The organism is Antarcticibacterium flavum (assembly GCF_006159205.1).
Lineage (GTDB): Bacteria > Bacteroidota > Bacteroidia > Flavobacteriales > Flavobacteriaceae > Gillisia > Gillisia flava.
Map to the genome: position 1 here is coordinate 1,853,084 of NZ_CP040812.1, position 18,786 is coordinate 1,871,869.

Genomic DNA, 18,786 nt, shown 5'->3' on the forward strand with positions numbered 1-18,786 from the left:
TCTTCCTGGAAGCTCCTAATCTATAGTCGCCCTGCAAAGTTTTTCAGGGTCTCATGGATTATAAGGGTGGTCAAGGCAGGGACGAATGTTATTCATCAAAGCTTCAGAGGCTGCACAGGAGGCTATGGTTTAAATGTCATGCAGTTGAGAGCGGCGGTACTTTTCAAGAACGTTAGATGCTGAAACAAGTTACCATTGACGTACTATATTTCTTCTATTATCCAGGGGAGTTTATTCCCATTTCATAGGACCGCCTTTTCTTTTTTGCATCGCCCAAAAAAGAAACAAAAAAGTCTAGGCTTACGAAAGCTTCTCTAAATTTTTCATTCGGTGGCTAAATTTTAGGAACTCGCGGGCAAATCCTTTCTAGCGAGTTCAATCCGTTTCGCTCAAACAGCCTAAAATTTTTAACGCCCCTCTCATTTCAAATTTTACGATAAGCTTTCGTAGGCCGGGAGAAATTCTGCAAAGAAGATTAGTATATTCATTGATGATATTCATACGTCATCACCTCACGCTAGGTAAATTTTTTACCGCAGGTCTCAGCATGACGTCAGGATTATTTTGGCCAGATTCTAGATTCCAGACTCCAGTCCCGGATCTTGTTCCCCCTTCTTTTTTCCTGGCTCTCTATTCTTTGCTCTTGGTTCTTGGTTCTTGGTTCTTGGTTCCTGGTTCTTGGTTCCAGACTATAGACTCCAGACTCCCGCCTCTAAAATTGATCAATCCCTCTCCCTTATCTCCAGCTCCACCAATTCAATTTTGGTAGTGGACACCTCCAGGATCTTTATGTGAAAGTTCTCGATCTTCACCTCCTCCAGCTGCTGCGGGATCTCCTCGGTGTAATTGGTGATAAATCCACCCAGGGTTTCGTAGTTCTCCCCTTCAGGAATGTCCAGCTTATAGGCTTCATTGAGATAATCTACCTCCAGCCTCGCAGAAAATTTATACCTGTTCTCCTCCAGCTTTTCCTCGATAAGGATCACCGGGTCGTGTTCATCCTCTATCTCCCCAAAAAGTTCCTCCACGATATCCTCCACCGTGATCATCCCGCTGGTACCCCCATATTCATCGATCACCACCGCGATACTTTTTCGCTTTTTGATAAGGATATTCAGGACATCTTTAACCCACATGGTCTCGGGCACAAAAACCACAGGAAGCAAAATAGATTTAAGAGTTGAAGGCCTTTTGAACAGTTCAAAGGAATGAATATATCCTATGATATCGTCAATCGTCTCGTTATACACCAGGATCTTGGAAAGGCCGGTATCGGTAAAAGTCTGAACCAAATCGCGGGGCGCAACATTAAGGTCCACGGCCACGATCTCTGTACGCGGGATCATCACTTCCCTTGCTTTAATGTCTGAAAATTCCAGGGCATTCTGAAAGATCTGTATCTCACTATCCACTTCCTCGTGCAATTCAACCGTTTCCATTTGTTCACTAATAAAATTCCCCAGTTCTATTTTGCTGAAGGCCAGCTGCACTTCATCCCCTTCAGTCTTAAAGAAACGCTTCAAAATAAAATCTGATATCCAGATAATAAAATCTGACACAAAACTGAAGAGCAGGTAGAACAAATACGCCGGTACTGCAAAGAACTTCAGCAGGGAATTGGAGTATATCTGAAAGAAAACCTTGGGAAGAAATTCCGCAGTAAAAAGTATTACGAGTGTGGAAATTACAGTTTGCGTGAGCAGGCTAAAATCTGTGATAAGCACCTGGAGAAATGAACTTTCTGTGCCATTCATCCCCTGCAGCCACTGCATGATAAGATCCCCCATAAAGAAACCGTAGATCACCAGGGCGATATTATTCCCCACCAGCATAGTGGCGATGAATTTGGAAGGTTTTTTAGTAAGGCGTTTAAGGACCTTGGCAAGAAAACCCGCCTGTCGTTTTTCGATCTCTATAAAGATCTTATTGGAAGAAATATAGGCGATCTCCATTCCTGAAAAGAATGCAGAAAGGATCAAAGCACCTACAATAATTATTATTTCACTTTCCATACAGGATTACCGGTTCCTTTCTTCCAATTTCTTCCTGAACCGTCTTTTAAAGAAGTACATAAAGATCGCCACCACAACAAAGGCGGCAAAAAGGTATGCCCTATTTCTTTCCTCGTTCCAAATGCGAATGGTCTCGAACAGGAAAAACGCAGCAATTACAAGGTACGCGTATTCAAAGTATTTAAAAAATCTCATCATTGGTTTTTATCTTCTATGACCTGTACCCCTACATTGGTACGGGAGCGAAAATTAGTGAAATTTAGGTCGCTATCAAAGCCCTGCCCCTGGTTACGTGCCCCGCTGGGACGGCGTATGGTATTTGGTTTATCTGTGAATACCCATCCTATGGTTTGGTCCCAGTAAAGTTGGGTTGCTTCCAGCCTGGTACTGTCGCTGGTCACCAACACTACATCGCCCTGCAGGTCAATAAGACCCGTTTCATCGTAAATGATGGCATAATTGGAGGTCACCGTATTCTTTTGCCTGTTCTCATCAAAGAACTCCAGTTCTATCCCATCGGGAAATTCGCGGTATGGAAACTCCAGGTTGGTATAGTCCAGCATACGCTCACTTTTTAAGGTAGCCACTACCCTGCCGGAATCTGTATACTTAAGATCCAGGTTCGTGCCAATTGCCTGCGGACTATCGCCCGGGAGGTCCATAGCCCGAATCCTGTTAAGATTGCCTTCGCATGAAAAAAGCATTGTCACAGCGGTAACTGTGACAATGCCTCTAATTATATTCTTATATGTGATCATTGATCTTCTTACAATGTAGGTACTTTTACGCTTTCCCCAATCCAGCATCCAATCCTTATGGTTTCGCCCTGCTTCCCGGCCTGGAAAATATCAGACTTTTGTGGAGCTCTACCTTTGTAGGCTGCAACTGTTTCATTTGCAGTGCTGCTTAAAGATGGGTCTACACGTCCTGCTCTCGCAGCATAATCTGCAGCCAACCAGTATACAGCTCTCTTTTCAAAAGTGGTTTCTCCACAGTTGTTTGCACTTTGAGCATACATATTTGCGATATGCAGGTAAGCTCTACCGTTTGAAGGTTGTGCGTCAAGAGACCTTCTATAGAAAGTTCTTGCCTGGGAGAAGTTTCCTCCTTTTCTATAGTTATCAGCAATTCTCATATATACTCTTGCCTTATCTCTTGGATTCTCCTCAAGTTCAGCACTCTCTGTATAGTACTTCATAGCCTGTGAAGATTTACCTTCAGCCTCAGCCAGCTGTCCTAAATAAAGGGCAGATTTTGCAGAAGGCTCAGCTCTGTGAAGTGCTTCAGACACCTGGAAGAAGATTGGATCATCTGTACAATCCTTTGCAGAAAGTCTTTCAGAAGCAATTTTCAACCAGTCAACATCGGTTTTATTTGCCTCGAAGTCCTTTTTATATAAAGGGATAAGGTTATCACAATCTGCTCTTTGACCAAGTTTTGCATTTACACTCCCTTTTACAGTAGAGTAAGCACTAAGGTTAATTTCAGCATTATCTGCCAACTGCTTTTCCTTTCCAGTCAAAGTAGCTCCTGTTTCCTGCTTCTCCACAAGAGGTGCAAGCATTTGTGCAAGCTTGTTCTCTTCATCCTCGATCTTGGTGATCACTTCTTCATACAGCTCAAATACATCCTGCAGGTCTCTTTTACCTTCATCCTGTAGATCTACAAGAAGAGAGAAATATGCATAGATACGCTTTGGGCTTGTGAAGCTCTCCGGGCTGGCCTTGTAAGCATCATCAAAAGCTTTGAACTGCTCCTCTTTGGTTCCAATCCCGTTGTCGTATTTCAACCAGGCGATTTCTCCCTGGATATCTGCTTCATTGGTCTTGTTAGGGAAATGTTTAAGCCTGTCATTCATTAACTGAATGTTTTCTTCAATAAGCTTATTCTTTTCAGCCCCCTGTGCGTTTTCAAGCTTGTGCTTAAGGATACGATCAAGGTACTGGAAGGTTGCCAGACTATAAGTAGGACATTGTTCCTTCACTTCCATAAGTGGCTGGTAGGCCTGGTCGTATCTTTGTGCTTTAGCATCGTCGTAAGCCAGGGCAGCTTTAGTAGCACAATCCTGTGCCTGCAGCACGCTGGTACTTAATAATAAGCCCGAAAAGGCGATGATAATTTTCGTTTTCATTTTTTAGTGTTTATGTGGTTAATCAAATCTTCTTTGCAGGAACCATCTTTCGCTTAATGATAAACTCAAAGATAGTTTAAAAAAGTTTTCTTTTATTAATCCGGAGTTTGTTGTACCGCGCTGACCATACTCAAAACCCAGGTTCGCATTAGAAAAATTAGATCCTGCTGGTAACCCTAATCCAAAAGATATGCCAAACTCGTTAATGCTCTCATTATTGAGGTTTAGACCGGTTTCTTCAAATCGTATTCCCGCCCTGTATACGATGCGGTTAAGGTAATTTGTCATAGAGGTATAATTGGGCACATAAAACCCACCCAGCCTGTATTGTGCTGCATCTTCATAAGCAAAGGGTAACGTACTTGGCCCGGCATTTAAATTGAACTCTGCCGCCTGTATTGCGGTATATTCTGCTCCAACAAACCACTTATTGGGTTTTCCTATTCCACCACCCAGGGTATACTGCCCGGGTAGGGATACCTGTCTTTCGGGCAGGTTCACATCTGTAGAACCGGGAAGCACCGCAATGTCCCCTGCATTATTCACCTGCACTCTGGACGTATTTGTCATCCTGTTGGTAGTGATATCCATTGCCGGGGAATAAATGGCTGCAGCATGTAGATTCAGGTTTGGTGCTATTCTCTTTCGGTAATCGGCACCAAAATTCAGGTTAAATCCGCTAAGATCTGTACGATTTATCTGTCTGGTACCGTACTGTATATTCCTTTCGAAGAATGTGCGGGAATTTTGAACATTTCCGAAGTTATAGTTCACATCCACACCCAGGCTAAAATCTTCAGTAAAAGCATAGGAAGTGGTGAGGAAAACCTTATTCATCCCCCCCGGCCGGTAAACCGGTTGGACACATCATTATTTTGATCCTCTATCCTGTAACCCACAGAGGTAAAGGGAATAAGTCCAAGCCCAAAATTGAGCTTCCCGGTTGGGATACCTATAGCCAGGTAATCAAGCGAAGTGTTTTGGGCGCTTTCGCTCTCACTGGAAGTTTCCATATTGGTCCTGGTATGGCTGCCACCCACGGTGTAGGTGGTAAGCTTAAGTTTACCATAAGCCGCAGGATTGCGAAGGTTCACGTGTATACTATCTGAAAAGATGCTCAGCCCCCCATGGATTGGTTCTCTACCGTCCCTTTAAATTTAGTAAGGCCTATCCCGTAGTATGAATATGGTGAGGAAGTACCCTCTTGCGCAGCCGCTAGCACTGTGGAAAATAAGGCCACGATTATAAAAAATCGTTTGATCATTGAGGTTTATTAAATTCTAAAATATTATTCAATCCTTCGAGGAGAAAATTTGAGTTGGCAAATATGCTATTTTTTAATCGTTTACACAAAAATTGTGCATCCCCGCCCGTCAAAATTACTGTTAATTCTTTATACTGAGCCCTATAAGCATCAATGATCCCGTCAATTTCTGCCGTGATGCCAAAAATAACCCCGCTATGCATACTGCCGCGGGTAGAGTTACCGGTGAGGCTCACTTCCTCCTCCGGTTCTAATAACGGCAATTTTTCAGTAAACGTATGCATGGCTTTGTAACGCATGTGCAGTCCCGGGGAGATAGCACCGCCATAATATTCATTTTGAGAGTTTAGGATATCATAGGTGATACAGGTTCCCGCATCGATAATCAGCACATTTTGCTGTGCATATAATTTTGAAGCAGCCGAAACCAGGGCGATCCTGTCCTGCCCCAGCGTATTGGGCGTGGCGTATTTATTTTTAAACACCTGTGGCAACTCCCGGTCCATGGTGATGAGAATGGTCTTTTCCCGAAGCTTTTCTTCCAACTTCGCAGGGGTTTTTCCAACTACCGACAAGAGGGAATGAGTGATATTTGGATAGTTTTGAAAAATTTCTTCAAGATTTTTAAAAAAATCCTGCCGCAGGGAGGTTTTCTTTTTGAGGAGGGTAGCATCCTGGAAAACAGCCATTTTCACGAGCGTATTTCCAATATCAATAACCAGGTTCATAGATTTTGAATAAAAAAGCCAAGGTACAAAAGCATTTTTTTAAATTTTCCTTTGTGGGTTAATAAAAATGAAATTATATTTGCACCCGCTTGAAAGCATAACAGCAATCAAAGCAACTGGTGCCTTAGCTCAGTTGGTAGAGCAAAGGACTGAAAATCCTTGTGTCCCTGGTTCGATTCCTGGAGGCACCACTTAAAAACCCGAGACGAAAGTCTTGGGTTTTTTCGTTTGTGGAGGTAGTCGTTAGTCTTTAGTCGTTAGTCGTTAGGGGAGTTTGTTGTTTGTTGTTTGGGTTTTAGTGTTGTTTTCCGTTTTCCGTTTGCTGTTTTCTGTTGGTTTTTTCTTGGGAGGGTAATTTTCTTTTTCCGATGCTAATTTTTGTTTAACCACAGAGTTTCAAAGGAGTTGAAAAAGGAGTTTCACGGAGTTAAAAGGATTACGCGGATTTTGGCGGATTTCCCGGAAAATTTAGATCACTAAGTTTCCCCTCCTGCGGAGGGGTGGCCGCAGGGCGGGGTGGGACCTTCGTGACCGGGATTAAACTCGAAGCAAAAGCGAGCAATGCGGAATTCGGATTTAATTTTAATTTCCAGCCACTCAATTCCCTAAATAAATTCTTTTGAAAACGAATCAAAGGGCTCCCCTCCTTTTTTCAATCCCGATATGGATCGGGAGGGTGGACGCTTTAGCGGACGGGGTGGTGGCGTGGAAAAATAGAGTCGTTCCTACAAACACTCCCGCCCATGGCCCTAAACTTTCCTACTTAGTATTTCTCCGCTTTCTTTCCAATGGACTACCGAGTTTGATCTTCTTTCTAAGAAAACCTCACAGGTTAAAAAAAACCTGTGAGGTTTATTCGAACAAGGTTGGGATTCTCCCCTTTTTTTGTCATCCTGCGGAACCCTTTTTCGGGCGACTAAAGATCTCTGGCGGGGGATGAATGTTGTCGTTTTCCTTTTGAGCATCTGCGGGAGGAAAAATATTCATGCCAAAAAGTCTTTTCCCGCTTTGCCCCGCCCTAAAGGGAGGCGGAAAAAGTATTCTGCTCCCAAAACCCCCAACCCCCTCAAGGGGGCTGAAATTTTCCTTTTCAAGACCAATTTGCGGGTGCAATCAAAAATCCCCTTTAGCGGCTTTTCAAACCCAGGAAAAAGGCTATCCTCCAGACTCTAAACTCCAGCCTCTTTTCCCCTCTCGTCTTGTCTCTTGGTTCTTGTCTCTTGGTTCTCGCTCATATGACTTTCGTCATTTTTTATTTACCTCTCCTGTCCTTCCTTTACTACTTTGAATTTGCACAAAAGATCATTTCATGGAACAACCGGTGAAGAACAGGTGGCTTATTGCGGCTTCTGCAGTTGGGATTCATATTTCTATAGGGGCGGTGTATGCCTGGAGCGTTTATACCAAACCGCTTATTGAACAATTTGGCTGGGAGCTTAAAGACACCCAGTTCACTTTTAGCCTCGCGATCTTCTTTTTGGGGATGTCGGCTGCTTTCCTGGGGCACTATTTGGAGAAAAAAGGTCCGCGGAAATCGGGAATGCTTGCCGCTGCTTTCTTCGGAATAGGGATTGCGGGCTCCGGACTCGCGGTTTACCTGGAGTCCATTTATCTGCTCTACCTCTTCTATGGCATCTTCGGCGGAATTGGACTCGGCCTGGGATATATCACCCCGGTTTCCACCCTCGTGAAATGGTTCCCGGACAGACGCGGACTCGCGACCGGACTTGCCATCATGGGCTTCGGCTTCGCGGCTCTAATTAGTAGTCCGCTGATAGTTTATCTGATTGATGTTGTGGGACTGGCCAACAGCTTTTTTATCATGGGCAGCCTCTATTTCGTGGTGATCTTTTTATCATCCCTGTATCTCGCGCCACCGCCGAAGGATTGGCTGCCAAAAGGTTTTAAAGCTACGATAGATTCCGGAAAAAAGAAGATCCAAGGTGACCTATCCCAGCTCACCGCGAATGAAGCAGTAAAAACCAGGAGGTTCTGGTATTTATGGTTGATGCTTTTCATCAACGTCTCCTGCGGGATCGCGATCATCTCTGTAGCCTCTCCCATGGCACAGGAAAATGTCGGATTAACCGTAATAGCTGCAGCTACGATGGTGGGAATTATGGGATTATTCAACGGAGTGGGCAGGATTGGCTGGGCGTCCCTATCTGATATTATTGGAAGGCCCGCCATGTACAGCACCTTCTTTGCGATCCAGATCATCGCCTTTGCTTTGTTGCCGGGAATTAAAGACGCGTTTTTATTCCAGGTAGTGCTGTTTGTAATCCTCTCCTGTTACGGTGGTGGCTTCGCCACTATCCCGGCATATATTGGAGATGTCTTCGGCACCAAACAGCTGGGTGCCATTCACGGATATATCCTAACCTCCTGGGCCCTGGCCGGCTTAGCCGGGCCGCTGTTTGCCGCCTGGGTGAGAACAGCTACCAATAGCTACAACAGCACCCTGTATTTCTTTGCTGGATTGCTGGGTGTGGCGTTGGTGATTTCTATTTTGATGGCGCGTGAGATCAAGAAGATCAAAAAGCAGAATGTGGAGGTTGGAAAGATGGAAGAGAGTGCTTTGGAGATTGCAGGTGAGGTGAAGACGGTTGGTGTTGCTGAGGGGGTATCTTAGATCTCAAAACTTTTATTGATAATTATAAATAGCGAGGTTGATTTTCTTGCTAAGAAAACCTCACAGGTTAAAAAAAACCTGCGAGGTTTGTTCGAACAAGGTTGGGATTTCCCCCGCTTTTTGTCATCCTGCGGAGCCCTTTTTCGGGCGACTAAGGATCTCTGGCGGGGGATGAGCTTGTCGTTTTCTTTTGAGCAGCTGCGGGAGGAGAAGCAAATTTGCCAATTGTGAGATGACCTAAAATGATTTCTGTACTTGCTACTGTCCCTTCCCACTGCACCGGGAATTGGGATTCTTCACTGCGCTCAGAATGACAAGAAGAGTGCGGCCGTCGTTTTTGGCATCCTGAGGAGCGCTTTTCTGGCGACTAAGGATCTCTGGCGGGGGATGAGCTTGTCGTTTTCTTTTGAGCAGCTGCGGAAGGAGAATTCAGAAAATTGAACTAACTCTTTTTCCATTATACCCCTGTGCCAAAGAATTACCCGGATTTTGGCGGATTACCCCGAAAATTTAGAACACGACATTTCCCCTCCTGCGGAGGGGTGCCCGCAGGGCGGGGTGGGCACAGCGTGACGGGGATATATCTCTGTAAAACAATTAAACCAAGCGGAGAAGGTCCTCACGAATGACTCTCGTGCCTTAAGAACCGTCTTCCCCGCATTGAACCCTTCCGTCTTGATTGGCTGAAGGAATTTTCGTTACCAGAATTATCTTCTTAGCCAATCAATCCATCTTCCCTTGAAAAAAGGGAAGGAGCCGTTATTGAGGTACAAAAGAGATTCATGCTGAAAATGAAAAAAGCCTGCTCCCAAAACCCCCAACCCCCTCAAGGGGGCTAACGTTCTTCTTTTTAAGACCACTTTTTACTAAGATCAAAAGTCCCCTTTAGGGGATTTAGGGGTAGAAAAAAGTCTAGTCTCCAGTCTCTAGACTCCAGCCTCCCGCCCCTTAGATCATCCCATTATTAATCCTTCCACCCAATATTCTTAGAACAAAAAATGCCCCTCCCGGGGCACTCTTTATTAAAAACCAATAAAAACTATTATAACACTTAAAACAAAAAACTTGCGATTTCAAATTTCATTAAGAACCAAAGCATCACTACCCCTAAAAGGCTACCTCCAAAAAGAAGCAACCAAAAATTCTTAAAAAGTCCGCCCTCGCGGTCCTCCTCTTCAGAAAACTGTTTCTCAAGATTAATCCTTCTGTTATAGTATAAAAAACTATCTTGGTTGATCACTTCCCTGCCCTCTTCGGTTATGGTGTAAAGATCCTCTTCCACTTTTATAAATCCGGCTTGTAACAGATCGTTCAGCACCTCTTCCTTCCAGGCTTCATATTTATTGTTCCTCAACAATCCTTTTTGATCACGGATCTCGTAGAGAACATTGTCCATCTTGTAGTAAGAAGAAGTGAGCGAAGATTTATAAGCCAGTGCTGTCATATTAAGTAGGGATGAATAATTAGCATTTCTTAAATTAACAAAATTTTTAGATTATGTGCAAATGTTTAAATGTTAAAGTTACATTCATTCAAATGTCAGTCTTAACTATTAATCCTAACCTCCTTATACCCACCTTCCTGCTCCAAAAACCACTCATACGTACTACGAATTCCCTCCTCGAGAGAAATCCTCGACTCCCATCCCTCCCGTTTCAGCTTATCGATGCTGGTTAGTTTTCTGGGGGTGCCGTCGGGTTTTGAGGAGTCCCAGTGGATGTCGCCCTGATGGCCAACTATCTTCTGGATGAGTTCTGCGAGGTCTTTGATGCTGAGCTCATTTCCGGAGCCGACGTTATACAGGTTTTCCGGCAGATTGTTTTCCATCGCGAAGCACACGGCATCTGCCAGGTCCTCCACGTGCAGAAATTCGCGGAAGGGCGTGCCGGTGCCCCAGAGTTCGACAGGCTCCCTGTGACCGGTTTTTTCAGATTTCATTTTAGCATCGTGAAATTTCCTTATCATCGCCGCCAGGACGTGGGAGGTCTGCAGATCGAAATTATCGTTGGGACCGTATAAATTGGTCGGCATCAAGGAATGAAAATCCCTGCCGTACTCCCTGTTGATCGCCTCACAAGCCTTCACCCCGGCAATCTTGGCGATGGCATAGAACTCATTCGTAGGCTCCAGGCTGCCGGTGAGGAGGTATTCCTCCTTGATAGGCTGCGGGGCGTGCTTGGGATAGATGCAGGAACTGCCGAGAAAGATGAATTTTTGCACATCGTTCCTGTAAGCGGCGTCTATTAGGTTGTTCTGCATCTGAAGGTTTTCCATTAAGAACTGGTAGGGGTATTCTTTGTTAGCCATTATGCCTCCAACCCTGGCGGCTGCATCAATTATTACATCAGGTCTTTCTGAATTAATAAAATTGTTTACATCCTTTTGATTTCTTAGATCGAGCTCTTTTGATGTTTTGCCGTTTAAGTTTGAATAGCCTTCAGCCTGGAGCTTCTTCCAAATGGCGGTGCCGACCATTCCTTTATGACCAGCTATGTATATTCGAGAGTGTTTTTCCATCTTATTTTTTTTAACCGCCGAGTAGGCAATGGGGAGTTTCACCCCTAAGCCTCTCACAGAACCGTACGTGACAGTCTCCCGTCATACGGCTCGTGTTATTCTTTATAAATCAACAGTAACCAGTTTGCCAATGATAAAACAGGTTGGGTTTTAACTGTTTTATCTGTTTGAGCTTAATGATAGATTTTCCGGTGTTGATCTTGTATTTGTTTTTCATCCACTTGATCAGTCGTGAATCTACCTTTATTAGTGAGCGTCTTAGTTTATTTTTGCTGTATTTACTGTAATAGTTTATCCAACCTATAAGTTTCATATTGAGACTTTTGGCTATGTCCATTATATCCAACGTTGTGTTGTTCCATAACTTATTATCTCTAATAATCTCTCTAATCCGCTTTTGATTGGATTGACTGATTTCTGCTGTGAAGGCAGTATAAATTTGACCATCAAATTTTCCTATTCTCGCTCCTGGCTGATAGCTAAAGCCCAGAAATTCAAATTTGACCGTCTCGTGTTTTTCCTTCCGCTTGTAATCCTTACAGTAAGCGATGCGTGTTTTGGATTCGTTGACCTGTAGCTTTACTTCAGTCAGTCTTTGTTTGACTGCCTCAAGTACCATTTCCGCTTCTTCCTTGCTGTTGCAATGGATGACGATGTCATCTGCATACCTAACAAAGTTTACCTGAGGGTAGTGTTTGCTCAGCCACATATCAAGGGAGAAGTGTAGATACAGATTGGCAAGCAAAGGACTTATCACACCTCCCTGAGGTGTTCCTTTTCCTTCTTTTTGTTGCAGGGTGCCATCCTTCTTCTGGACAGGCATCTTTAACCATCTCTCTACATACAGTTTCACCCATTTTTCGTCCATAACGTGTTGGGTCGCTTTTAGCACCAACTCGTGATCCATTTCATCAAAGAACTTACTGATGTCCATATCTATCACCCAGTCCTGCTTGAAGCAGTTCTGCCTGACCTGTTCAACGGCATCGTGTGCACTCTTTAGTGGCCTGTAACCATACGAGTTGTCATGAAAGAGCCGGTCTATCCGCTTTTCCATATAATCCTTCAACACCTGTTGGGCTATTCTATCCTTAAGGGTTGGGATTCCTAATTTGCGCACCTTGCCGTCCTTTTTAGGTATCTCTACTTCTCGGACAGCCTGAGGGTGGTAACTGCCAGAGGCTAATCGGTTCCAGATAACGTAGAGATTGCGCTCAGTTTGTTTATCAAACTCAACCCAGCTCTGGTTGTCTATCCCAACGGCTTTACCCCCTTTTTTCACCTTGCGGTAAGCTTTCACCACCTGTGAAAACTCAATTGGTACTGTTTTCTTTACGTGTACATTCATTTGTTAATCATCCCTTTTTATCGGTTGTAGTAGTGAACATTCAACTGAATAACCCGAACCCTTCGCTCCTTCCTGCTTTCACAGGACATCATCACTACTATGGTTCGGTCCGACTTCCGTTTCCCTGCTCTTCACAGTTCCCTGAAACGGAGATCCCGAGTTCCGTAATAAAGCCCGGATATAAGTCATGTCGCCTGTATAACGGTGGGCACACGGCCAGTAAATCAGGTTTCCGCCGTGCTTATCTCTGCATCCTCAGCATAATGCGATTTTGCCACACAACTATGCGATTTCGTTACTTCATCAGCGATTCATTTGCATTCATCTCTTAAATCCCTACCTGATGGATTTGTTCCACCTTTTCCCTGAACGTTCACCACAGCGGCCTTACGGCTTTTGCAGCACAGGGTGGTTTGGCAACCCCGCCTGAACAGCGTTGCCGATACTCCGCTCTTATTGCTAAGAGTTGTATCATCTTTATTACAGCATGTTAAAGAACTTCAGCCGTCTTTAACTTCACGGCACAAACAGAGTTTAAAAGGAGTTGGAATAGGAGTTTCACGGAGTTGATATTGCTAGCGAGCTAATCTTTTTATTCCATTTTTTAATGAGGTGACGTTGAAATTCATAAGCAAACCTACTTTACATCCGGATAGTTTTAGATATGTTAGAACCTGGGCGGTATGTACGTCATTTAGTGCTTCTACTGCTTTTACCTCAACCACTATTTTGTTTTCAACTAAAATATCCACCCTGTAACCTGCATCGAGTTTTACTTCGTAATAGATAAGTGGCAGCGCTTTTTGTTTTTCTACCTCTAAACCCATTTGCTGAAGCTCATAATATAGACATTCCTCATAAGAACTCTCCAACAGTCCGGGCCCTAATTCAGAATGAACTTTAAAAGCACATTTCAAAATCTTCTCAGATAATAAACTCAACTCCATTTTACTTTAATTTACTCCGTGTAACTCCGTGCCGTACTCCTTTTAACTCCGTGGTTAAATCTTATTATTCGAAATTATTCAAAATATCATACCCACCATCTTTGACGTACCTCTCTTTCTCCATAAGCTTTATGTCACTCTGCACCATCTCATTTACTAATGCTTTTAAGTTGTACTCTGGCTCCCACCCTAATACAGTTCTCGCTTTAGTTGAATCCCCCACCAAATGATCCACTTCAGCAGGCCTAAAATAATTTGGATCTATCGCCAGTACTTCCTTTCCTTCAGCAAGCTGAGATTTTTCATCGCTGCAGGATTTTACAAACGCCTTCTCCTCCACTCCCTTCCCGCGGAATTCCAGTTCTATTCCCACTTCAGCAAAGGCCATTCTTACCAGGTCTCTTACAGATGTTGACACCCCGGTGGCGGTTACCCAGTCGCCGGGTTCGGGTGCCTGGAGGATCATCCACATCATTCGAACATAATCCTTCGCGTGGCCCCAGTCACGCTTCGCATCCAGGTTCCCCAAGTAGAATTTATCCTGCAGCCCAAGAGCAATCCTCGCCACGGCGCGGGTGATCTTTCTGCTCACAAAGGTCTCTCCCCTCCTGGGTGATTCGTGGTTAAAGAGGATCCCGTTGCTGGCGAACATGCCATAGGCCTCCCGGTAGTTCACGGTGATCCAGTAGGCGTAGAGCTTCGCCACCCCATAAGGACTACGCGGATAAAAGGGCGTCTTCTCCGTTTGCGGCACTTCCTGCACCTTGCCATAAAGCTCAGATGTGGAAGCCTGGTAGATCTTCGTCTTCTTCTCCAGCCCCAGCAGCCTCAAGGCATCCAGGATGCGCAAGGTTCCAAGGCCATCGGCATTACCGGTATATTCGGGAATTTCAAAAGACACCTGCACGTGGCTCATCGCCGCCAGGTTATAGATCTCATCAGGCTGAATTTCCTGAATAAGTCTAATAAGGTTGGTACTATCGGTCATATCACCGTAGTGAAGAATAAAATTTCGGTCCTTCTCGTGGGGGTCCTGGTAGAGATGGTCCACCCTGTCGGTATTGAATTGTGACGATCGGCGCTTGAGTCCGTGGACTATATAGTTTTTCTTTATAAGGAATTCACTTAAATAAGCTCCATCCTGGCCGGTAACACCGGTGATGAGTGCAATTTTTTTCATTAAAAACGGATTTCGCGGATTAGTTCGGATTCCCGCGGAGTTTTTGGGATTTAAATATAGGGAAAAGTTGGTTGTCGGTTGTCAGTTGTCGGTTATCAATTGTTGTAGGTTGTAGGTTGTAGGTTGTAGGTTTGACTTATAGTTGCGAGGTTAATCTTATTTTTTCGAGGCTAATGGTAATTTAACCACAGAGTTTTTAATGGAGTTTAAAAAAGGAGTTTCACGGAGTTAAAACTCCTGTCACTCCGTGTTTAAAAAATTGGAACAAAATTTTACTCGTTTATGTTTAAAGCTTATCTAAGAACGAGACCCGAAATAAAGAACAATGTACACTTTACAGTATACAATATACAGCTTAGAAAAGGAAAGCCACTCTCGCTTCCTCAAAACAAGTCCAGCCTCTAGATTCTAGACTCTAGACTCTTTTTCTCACTACTCAATACTAACTACTCAATACTACTCAACCACATCTGAAGACCTAACATTCACCACATAACCCATAGACCTTAAGACGAGTCTCATCCGTTTTTTTCCAATCTTCTGAATGATCGCTTCCTGGCCTTTGAAGTCGCCTTCAGCTATGGTTACCTGATCTCCGGGGGAGAGGTGGTCTGTGGAGACGATCTCAATCTCGTCGTTATTGAGCCAGCTCTTGATGGTCTCAATTTCTTTTTCCTTCACAATGGCGGGTTTGCCTAGCCAGAAAAGATACTGGATCACCCCCGGAACTTCGAAAACCTCCTCCCGGGTTTTTTCATTCCGTCTAACAAATACATAAGATTTAAAAAGCGGGGTCACCACCTTTTTCTTGCGGTCACTCCACTGTCGCACCTCTGTTACCACAGGGCAATAGGTTTCTATCTCCATTTCCTCCAATTGGGTAGCCACCCGTTTTTCCCATCGGGGTTTGGTGTATATCACATACCAGTTCATCTATTTGCTAAGATTAGTCGTCATTGCCCGCACCGGTTAGTAGGGTGTTCCGGAAATACCGGGGCTAAACGAGATCGAATTTCAAATTTAAGATAAATTTTTTGGATTATGCGTTTTTAGTCGTTAGTCTTTAATCGTTAGATCCGTCGTGTTTGGTGTTTGGTGTTTGGTGTTGTTTTCTGTTTACCGTTTGCCGTTTACCGTTGGGAATTTGGTGCTTGGAAGTTTTTTCTGTTTGTTGTTTGGGGTTTGGAGTTTGGAGTTTGGTGTTTGGTGTTGGATCTATGTGGATAGGCTAAGTTTCTTTTTTTCGAGAATAATTGTATTTAACCACGGAGTGCCACGGAGTTTTAAAAAGGAGGTACACGGAGTTTGTTAGAAAATGAGACAAGAGACAAGAGCCAAGAATCAAGAGACAAAAAATTCCATTCTCTTCACCCACCTAACATTTAAAAGTCTCGCAGCGTAGCGATCCAGACTCTATACTCCAGCAGCGCCAGCGGGTTAATTTTTTTTAAGTTATTTCTATCTTAAGATGTCTTCCAAGTCCGGTTTCAATTAGCTTGGAATAGGTGGAAACCTGAATATCACTTAACCCTCTCTCAATTCTGGAAATATAGCTTTTTTTAGTTCCCGTACGTTCTGCAAGTTCTTCTTGTGTAAGATTAGCCTCTTTTCTAGCTTCTTTCAGCATAACACCAAGTCTAAAAGAAAGAGAATCTGAATCAAATTTTTCACGGGCTGAAGTTCCTTTCTTTCCGTATTTTTGAATGAGGAGGTCCTCAAAATTTGTTATATTTTTCATCTCAGCCATTTTTTTCTTGTAAATATTCCTTCTTTAATTTTTCGGCAAGTTTGATTTCTTTTCTTGGTGTCTTCTGAGTTTTTTTGACAAAGCAGTTGACAAGAACTACTAAGTTTCTCTCATCCATGAAACATAAGATCCTGATACTTTTGAAAGCTGTAATTACCCTAACTTCGTAAAGACCATCTGTGTTTTCAAGTGCTTTAAAAAATTTAACCGGTACCTGTCTTTCAAACCGAACTAAATCTAAAACATATTCAATCTTTTCCTGAACCTTCCCTTCCTGGTTTCTATAGAAATCAACGAAAAATTTTTTATAAAAAATTATTTGTCTTACCACCCGCCAAAGTTAACTAATTAGTATACTAATATAGGAAAAAGAAATAAATAATAAGTGAGAAAACAGCTATTTGGAAGCATTGAGAATGTCGGAATAGCACCACATCTCTATAGAAAGAGGATTATACGCTACGGATGCAAAAAATGAAAAAAAAGATCTTTTTCTTTTACTCCCCCTTCGGGGGCTACAGGGCAGCTTCCAGATTATCCTTTGTCCACTCTCCACTCTCCACTTTTTTTCAACCTATAACCTACAACTTCCACCCGTCTTGCAGCGAAGCGGTCTTGATTCTAGATTCTCGCAGCGCCAGCGGTCTTTCTTTTACTCGCCCAGACTATCCTCTCTCCTCTCTCCTCTCTCCACTTTTTTCAACCTACAACCTACAACTTTTTTCAACCGACAACTTACAACCTACAACCAACACAGGTCCTGCAGCGAAGCGGTCTTGATTCTTGATTCCAGCAGCAAGCGTTTCTTTCTCTTTTGCTCCCCCTTTGGGGGCCGGGGGGCTACACCTCCGCCTTCCTCGTCTTCAAAAAATACTTCGGGTTCACCCCGTATTTTTCCTTGAAGATCTTGGAAAAGTAACTTCGGTTATTGAGGCCAATGGCGGTTACTATTTCAGAAATGTTTTTATCTGTGGTGAGCAGCATATCCTTTGCAGCCTCCAGTTTTTTGTGCTGAATGAACTTATTCACCGTAAGATCATAGACATACTTGAAGCCTTCCTGAAGTTTGTTCACATTGGTACCGGCTTCCTTGGCCAGGCTTTCCACGGTAAGATTGCTCCCAAGGTCCCCAAGGATACGGCGGGCAACGTAGTCTACTTTTTCGATATCAGATTTTCGAAGGATCGTGGGTAAACGGTCTACCGATTCGTCATCCTGGTACTGGGCGATCTGGATCACCAGCATATCGTAAGATTTTCCTTCCAGGTAAAGCGAACGAAGAAACCCGGTATAATCTCTGGAGTTGAGTTCCTCCATAAGATCTGCAGCACGTATGCTGTAATTTCCCTGGTAGAAGAATTGCTGGCTTGACACGGCGTCCTTAAAAAGTTCCTTAAGAGTAGGTTCCAGGTCGCGGAAGCCGTAATTGGTTCGGTGGGCAAAGGTGCTTCTTATGATCTCAAGACTGGAAACGTGCGTACGCACATTGGCTTTAAAGAAAAGTTTATGGCCGTTATACCCACTGCTGGAAACTATAATATTCTGGTACGCTTCGATCTTATGCAGTTCTTCGCTTTCCTGAAAAGCATGTGCCACCTCCCCTTCAGAACAAAAAATGAATTTTAAAGGGTGGACAGTATTAAGAGTAAAGCATATCTCGGTGTCCTCATGAAATTTGCAGTTATAGGAAATGATCCCCATCCCGCAGTCAAAACTGGAGCCTTTAATATATCCCTCCCCCAGATTTTCAGGTAGCTGGATAAGCAACTCGGCATCCCGATTATCCACAGGGGTGTCAAGATGCTTGGAAAGATCTGTTATTATCTCGTTTACCGGTAAGGTTTTGACATCAATTCTCATATAAGGCGGGCCCGGAAATTTAGTTTTTTATAAATTTAAGAAACAACCATTCCGAAAATGATTCTTCTGTCCAAAATTAACATAACCTTTAGGTAAGATTTTTTAAAACAAGCTAAATATGGGATACAAACTAATAATAATGCGAATAACGTTAAAATCACCTACTCATAGAAAATAGACGATTCTTAATCAATTATTAAAATTTTATAAAATCTTTAATTTTTTCTGCGGAATTTGTGCCCACTATGCCCCTAAAACTCCTCTACAAGTAATAAACAGCAAGAGGCCCTACAATTATCAGTTATATTTTTCAGAAAATAATTGTTAAGAACCTGTGAATAACAGTAAACTAAATTTGTTATACGGCAATCGAAAATAATTAATTATCAGATATTTACATTCTTAATTTCTGAGGCAGCT

General features: G+C 43.4%; 17 protein-coding genes and 1 tRNA gene. 2 read left to right on the top strand and 16 right to left on the bottom strand.

From position 1 onward, the window contains the following. Positions 1–722 precede the first annotated feature (722 nt). From FHG64_RS07690 to FHG64_RS07715, 7 genes are all read right to left on the bottom strand, one after another. The gene (locus FHG64_RS07690; RefSeq protein WP_139065855.1) at positions 723–2,012 is read right to left on the bottom strand and encodes a hemolysin family protein; all 1,290 of its coding nucleotides are present in this window, start codon (positions 2,010–2,012) and stop codon (positions 723–725) included. A 6-nt stretch (positions 2,013–2,018) separates the two neighbouring features. Continuing rightward, positions 2,019–2,210, bottom strand: a complete 192-nt coding sequence (locus FHG64_RS07695; RefSeq protein WP_139065856.1) for a hypothetical protein — start codon at positions 2,208–2,210, stop codon at positions 2,019–2,021. Then, positions 2,207–2,818 carry an LPS export ABC transporter periplasmic protein LptC gene (lptC, locus tag FHG64_RS07700; protein ID WP_246054339.1) on the bottom strand — a complete coding sequence of 204 codons (612 nt, stop codon included), beginning with the start codon at positions 2,816–2,818 and terminating at the stop codon, positions 2,207–2,209. Before lptC ends, FHG64_RS07695 begins: the two co-directional genes overlap by 4 nt. Continuing rightward, positions 2,779–4,143, bottom strand: a complete 1,365-nt coding sequence (locus tag FHG64_RS07705; RefSeq protein WP_139065857.1) for a tetratricopeptide repeat protein — start codon at positions 4,141–4,143, stop codon at positions 2,779–2,781. The genes lptC and FHG64_RS07705 overlap by 40 nt, the downstream gene beginning before the upstream one ends. An 18-nt stretch (positions 4,144–4,161) precedes the next feature. Continuing rightward, positions 4,162–4,980: a hypothetical protein gene (locus FHG64_RS07710; protein ID WP_246054340.1), complete on the bottom strand. Its 819-nt coding sequence runs from the start codon at positions 4,978–4,980 to the stop codon at positions 4,162–4,164. Continuing rightward, positions 4,977–5,237, bottom strand: coding sequence for a hypothetical protein (locus FHG64_RS19580; protein WP_246054342.1), 261 nt, complete (start codon positions 5,235–5,237; stop codon positions 4,977–4,979). Before FHG64_RS19580 ends, FHG64_RS07710 begins: the two co-directional genes overlap by 4 nt. A 166-nt stretch (positions 5,238–5,403) precedes the next feature. Continuing rightward, positions 5,404–6,135: a type III pantothenate kinase gene (locus FHG64_RS07715; RefSeq protein ID WP_139065858.1), complete on the bottom strand. Its 732-nt coding sequence runs from the start codon at positions 6,133–6,135 to the stop codon at positions 5,404–5,406. A gap of 118 nt (positions 6,136–6,253) precedes the next feature. On the opposite strand from FHG64_RS07715, the gene FHG64_RS07720 reads away from it, so the two are divergent. Together FHG64_RS07720 and FHG64_RS07725 are read left to right on the top strand one after the other, a co-directional pair. Beyond that, positions 6,254–6,326, top strand: a tRNA-Phe gene (locus FHG64_RS07720). 1,118 nt (positions 6,327–7,444) lie between these two features. After that, positions 7,445–8,767: an L-lactate MFS transporter gene (locus FHG64_RS07725; RefSeq protein ID WP_139065859.1), complete on the top strand. Its 1,323-nt coding sequence runs from the start codon at positions 7,445–7,447 to the stop codon at positions 8,765–8,767. A gap of 1,051 nt (positions 8,768–9,818) precedes the next feature. Here FHG64_RS07725 and FHG64_RS07730 read toward each other — a convergent pair. The 9 genes from FHG64_RS07730 to FHG64_RS07770 all read right to left on the bottom strand — a co-directional run bounded on the left by FHG64_RS07730 (position 9,819) and on the right by FHG64_RS07770 (position 18,366). Further along, a complete protein-coding gene (locus FHG64_RS07730; RefSeq protein WP_139065860.1) occupies positions 9,819–10,211 on the bottom strand; it encodes a hypothetical protein in 393 nt (130 codons plus the stop codon). A 101-nt stretch (positions 10,212–10,312) separates the two neighbouring features. Then, positions 10,313–11,284 carry a GDP-L-fucose synthase family protein gene (locus FHG64_RS07735; RefSeq protein WP_139065861.1) on the bottom strand — a complete coding sequence of 324 codons (972 nt, stop codon included), beginning with the start codon at positions 11,282–11,284 and terminating at the stop codon, positions 10,313–10,315. A 109-nt stretch (positions 11,285–11,393) separates the two neighbouring features. Continuing rightward, positions 11,394–12,632 (bottom strand): group II intron reverse transcriptase/maturase, encoded by a 1,239-nt coding sequence (gene ltrA / locus FHG64_RS07740; protein WP_139064915.1) that lies wholly within the window; start codon positions 12,630–12,632, stop codon positions 11,394–11,396. 575 nt (positions 12,633–13,207) lie between these two features. Then, entirely contained in the window at positions 13,208–13,579 is a 372-nt protein-coding gene (locus tag FHG64_RS07745) for a GxxExxY protein (RefSeq protein WP_139065862.1), read from the bottom strand. A 64-nt stretch (positions 13,580–13,643) separates the two neighbouring features. Beyond that, positions 13,644–14,759, bottom strand: a complete 1,116-nt coding sequence (gene gmd / locus FHG64_RS07750) for a GDP-mannose 4,6-dehydratase (protein ID WP_139065863.1) — start codon at positions 14,757–14,759, stop codon at positions 13,644–13,646. A 456-nt stretch (positions 14,760–15,215) separates the two neighbouring features. Further along, complete coding sequence (locus FHG64_RS07755; protein ID WP_139065864.1) at positions 15,216–15,692, bottom strand: UpxY family transcription antiterminator; 477 nt, start codon at positions 15,690–15,692, stop codon at positions 15,216–15,218. Between the two features lie 514 nt (positions 15,693–16,206). After that, entirely contained in the window at positions 16,207–16,497 is a 291-nt protein-coding gene (locus FHG64_RS07760) for a helix-turn-helix domain-containing protein (RefSeq protein WP_139065865.1), read from the bottom strand. A gap of 1 nt (position 16,498) precedes the next feature. Continuing rightward, entirely contained in the window at positions 16,499–16,837 is a 339-nt protein-coding gene (locus FHG64_RS07765) for a type II toxin-antitoxin system RelE/ParE family toxin (RefSeq protein ID WP_139065866.1), read from the bottom strand. A 509-nt stretch (positions 16,838–17,346) separates the two neighbouring features. Then, the gene (locus FHG64_RS07770; RefSeq protein WP_139065867.1) at positions 17,347–18,366 is read right to left on the bottom strand and encodes a helix-turn-helix domain-containing protein; all 1,020 of its coding nucleotides are present in this window, start codon (positions 18,364–18,366) and stop codon (positions 17,347–17,349) included. Between the last annotated feature and the right edge of the window lie 420 nt (positions 18,367–18,786).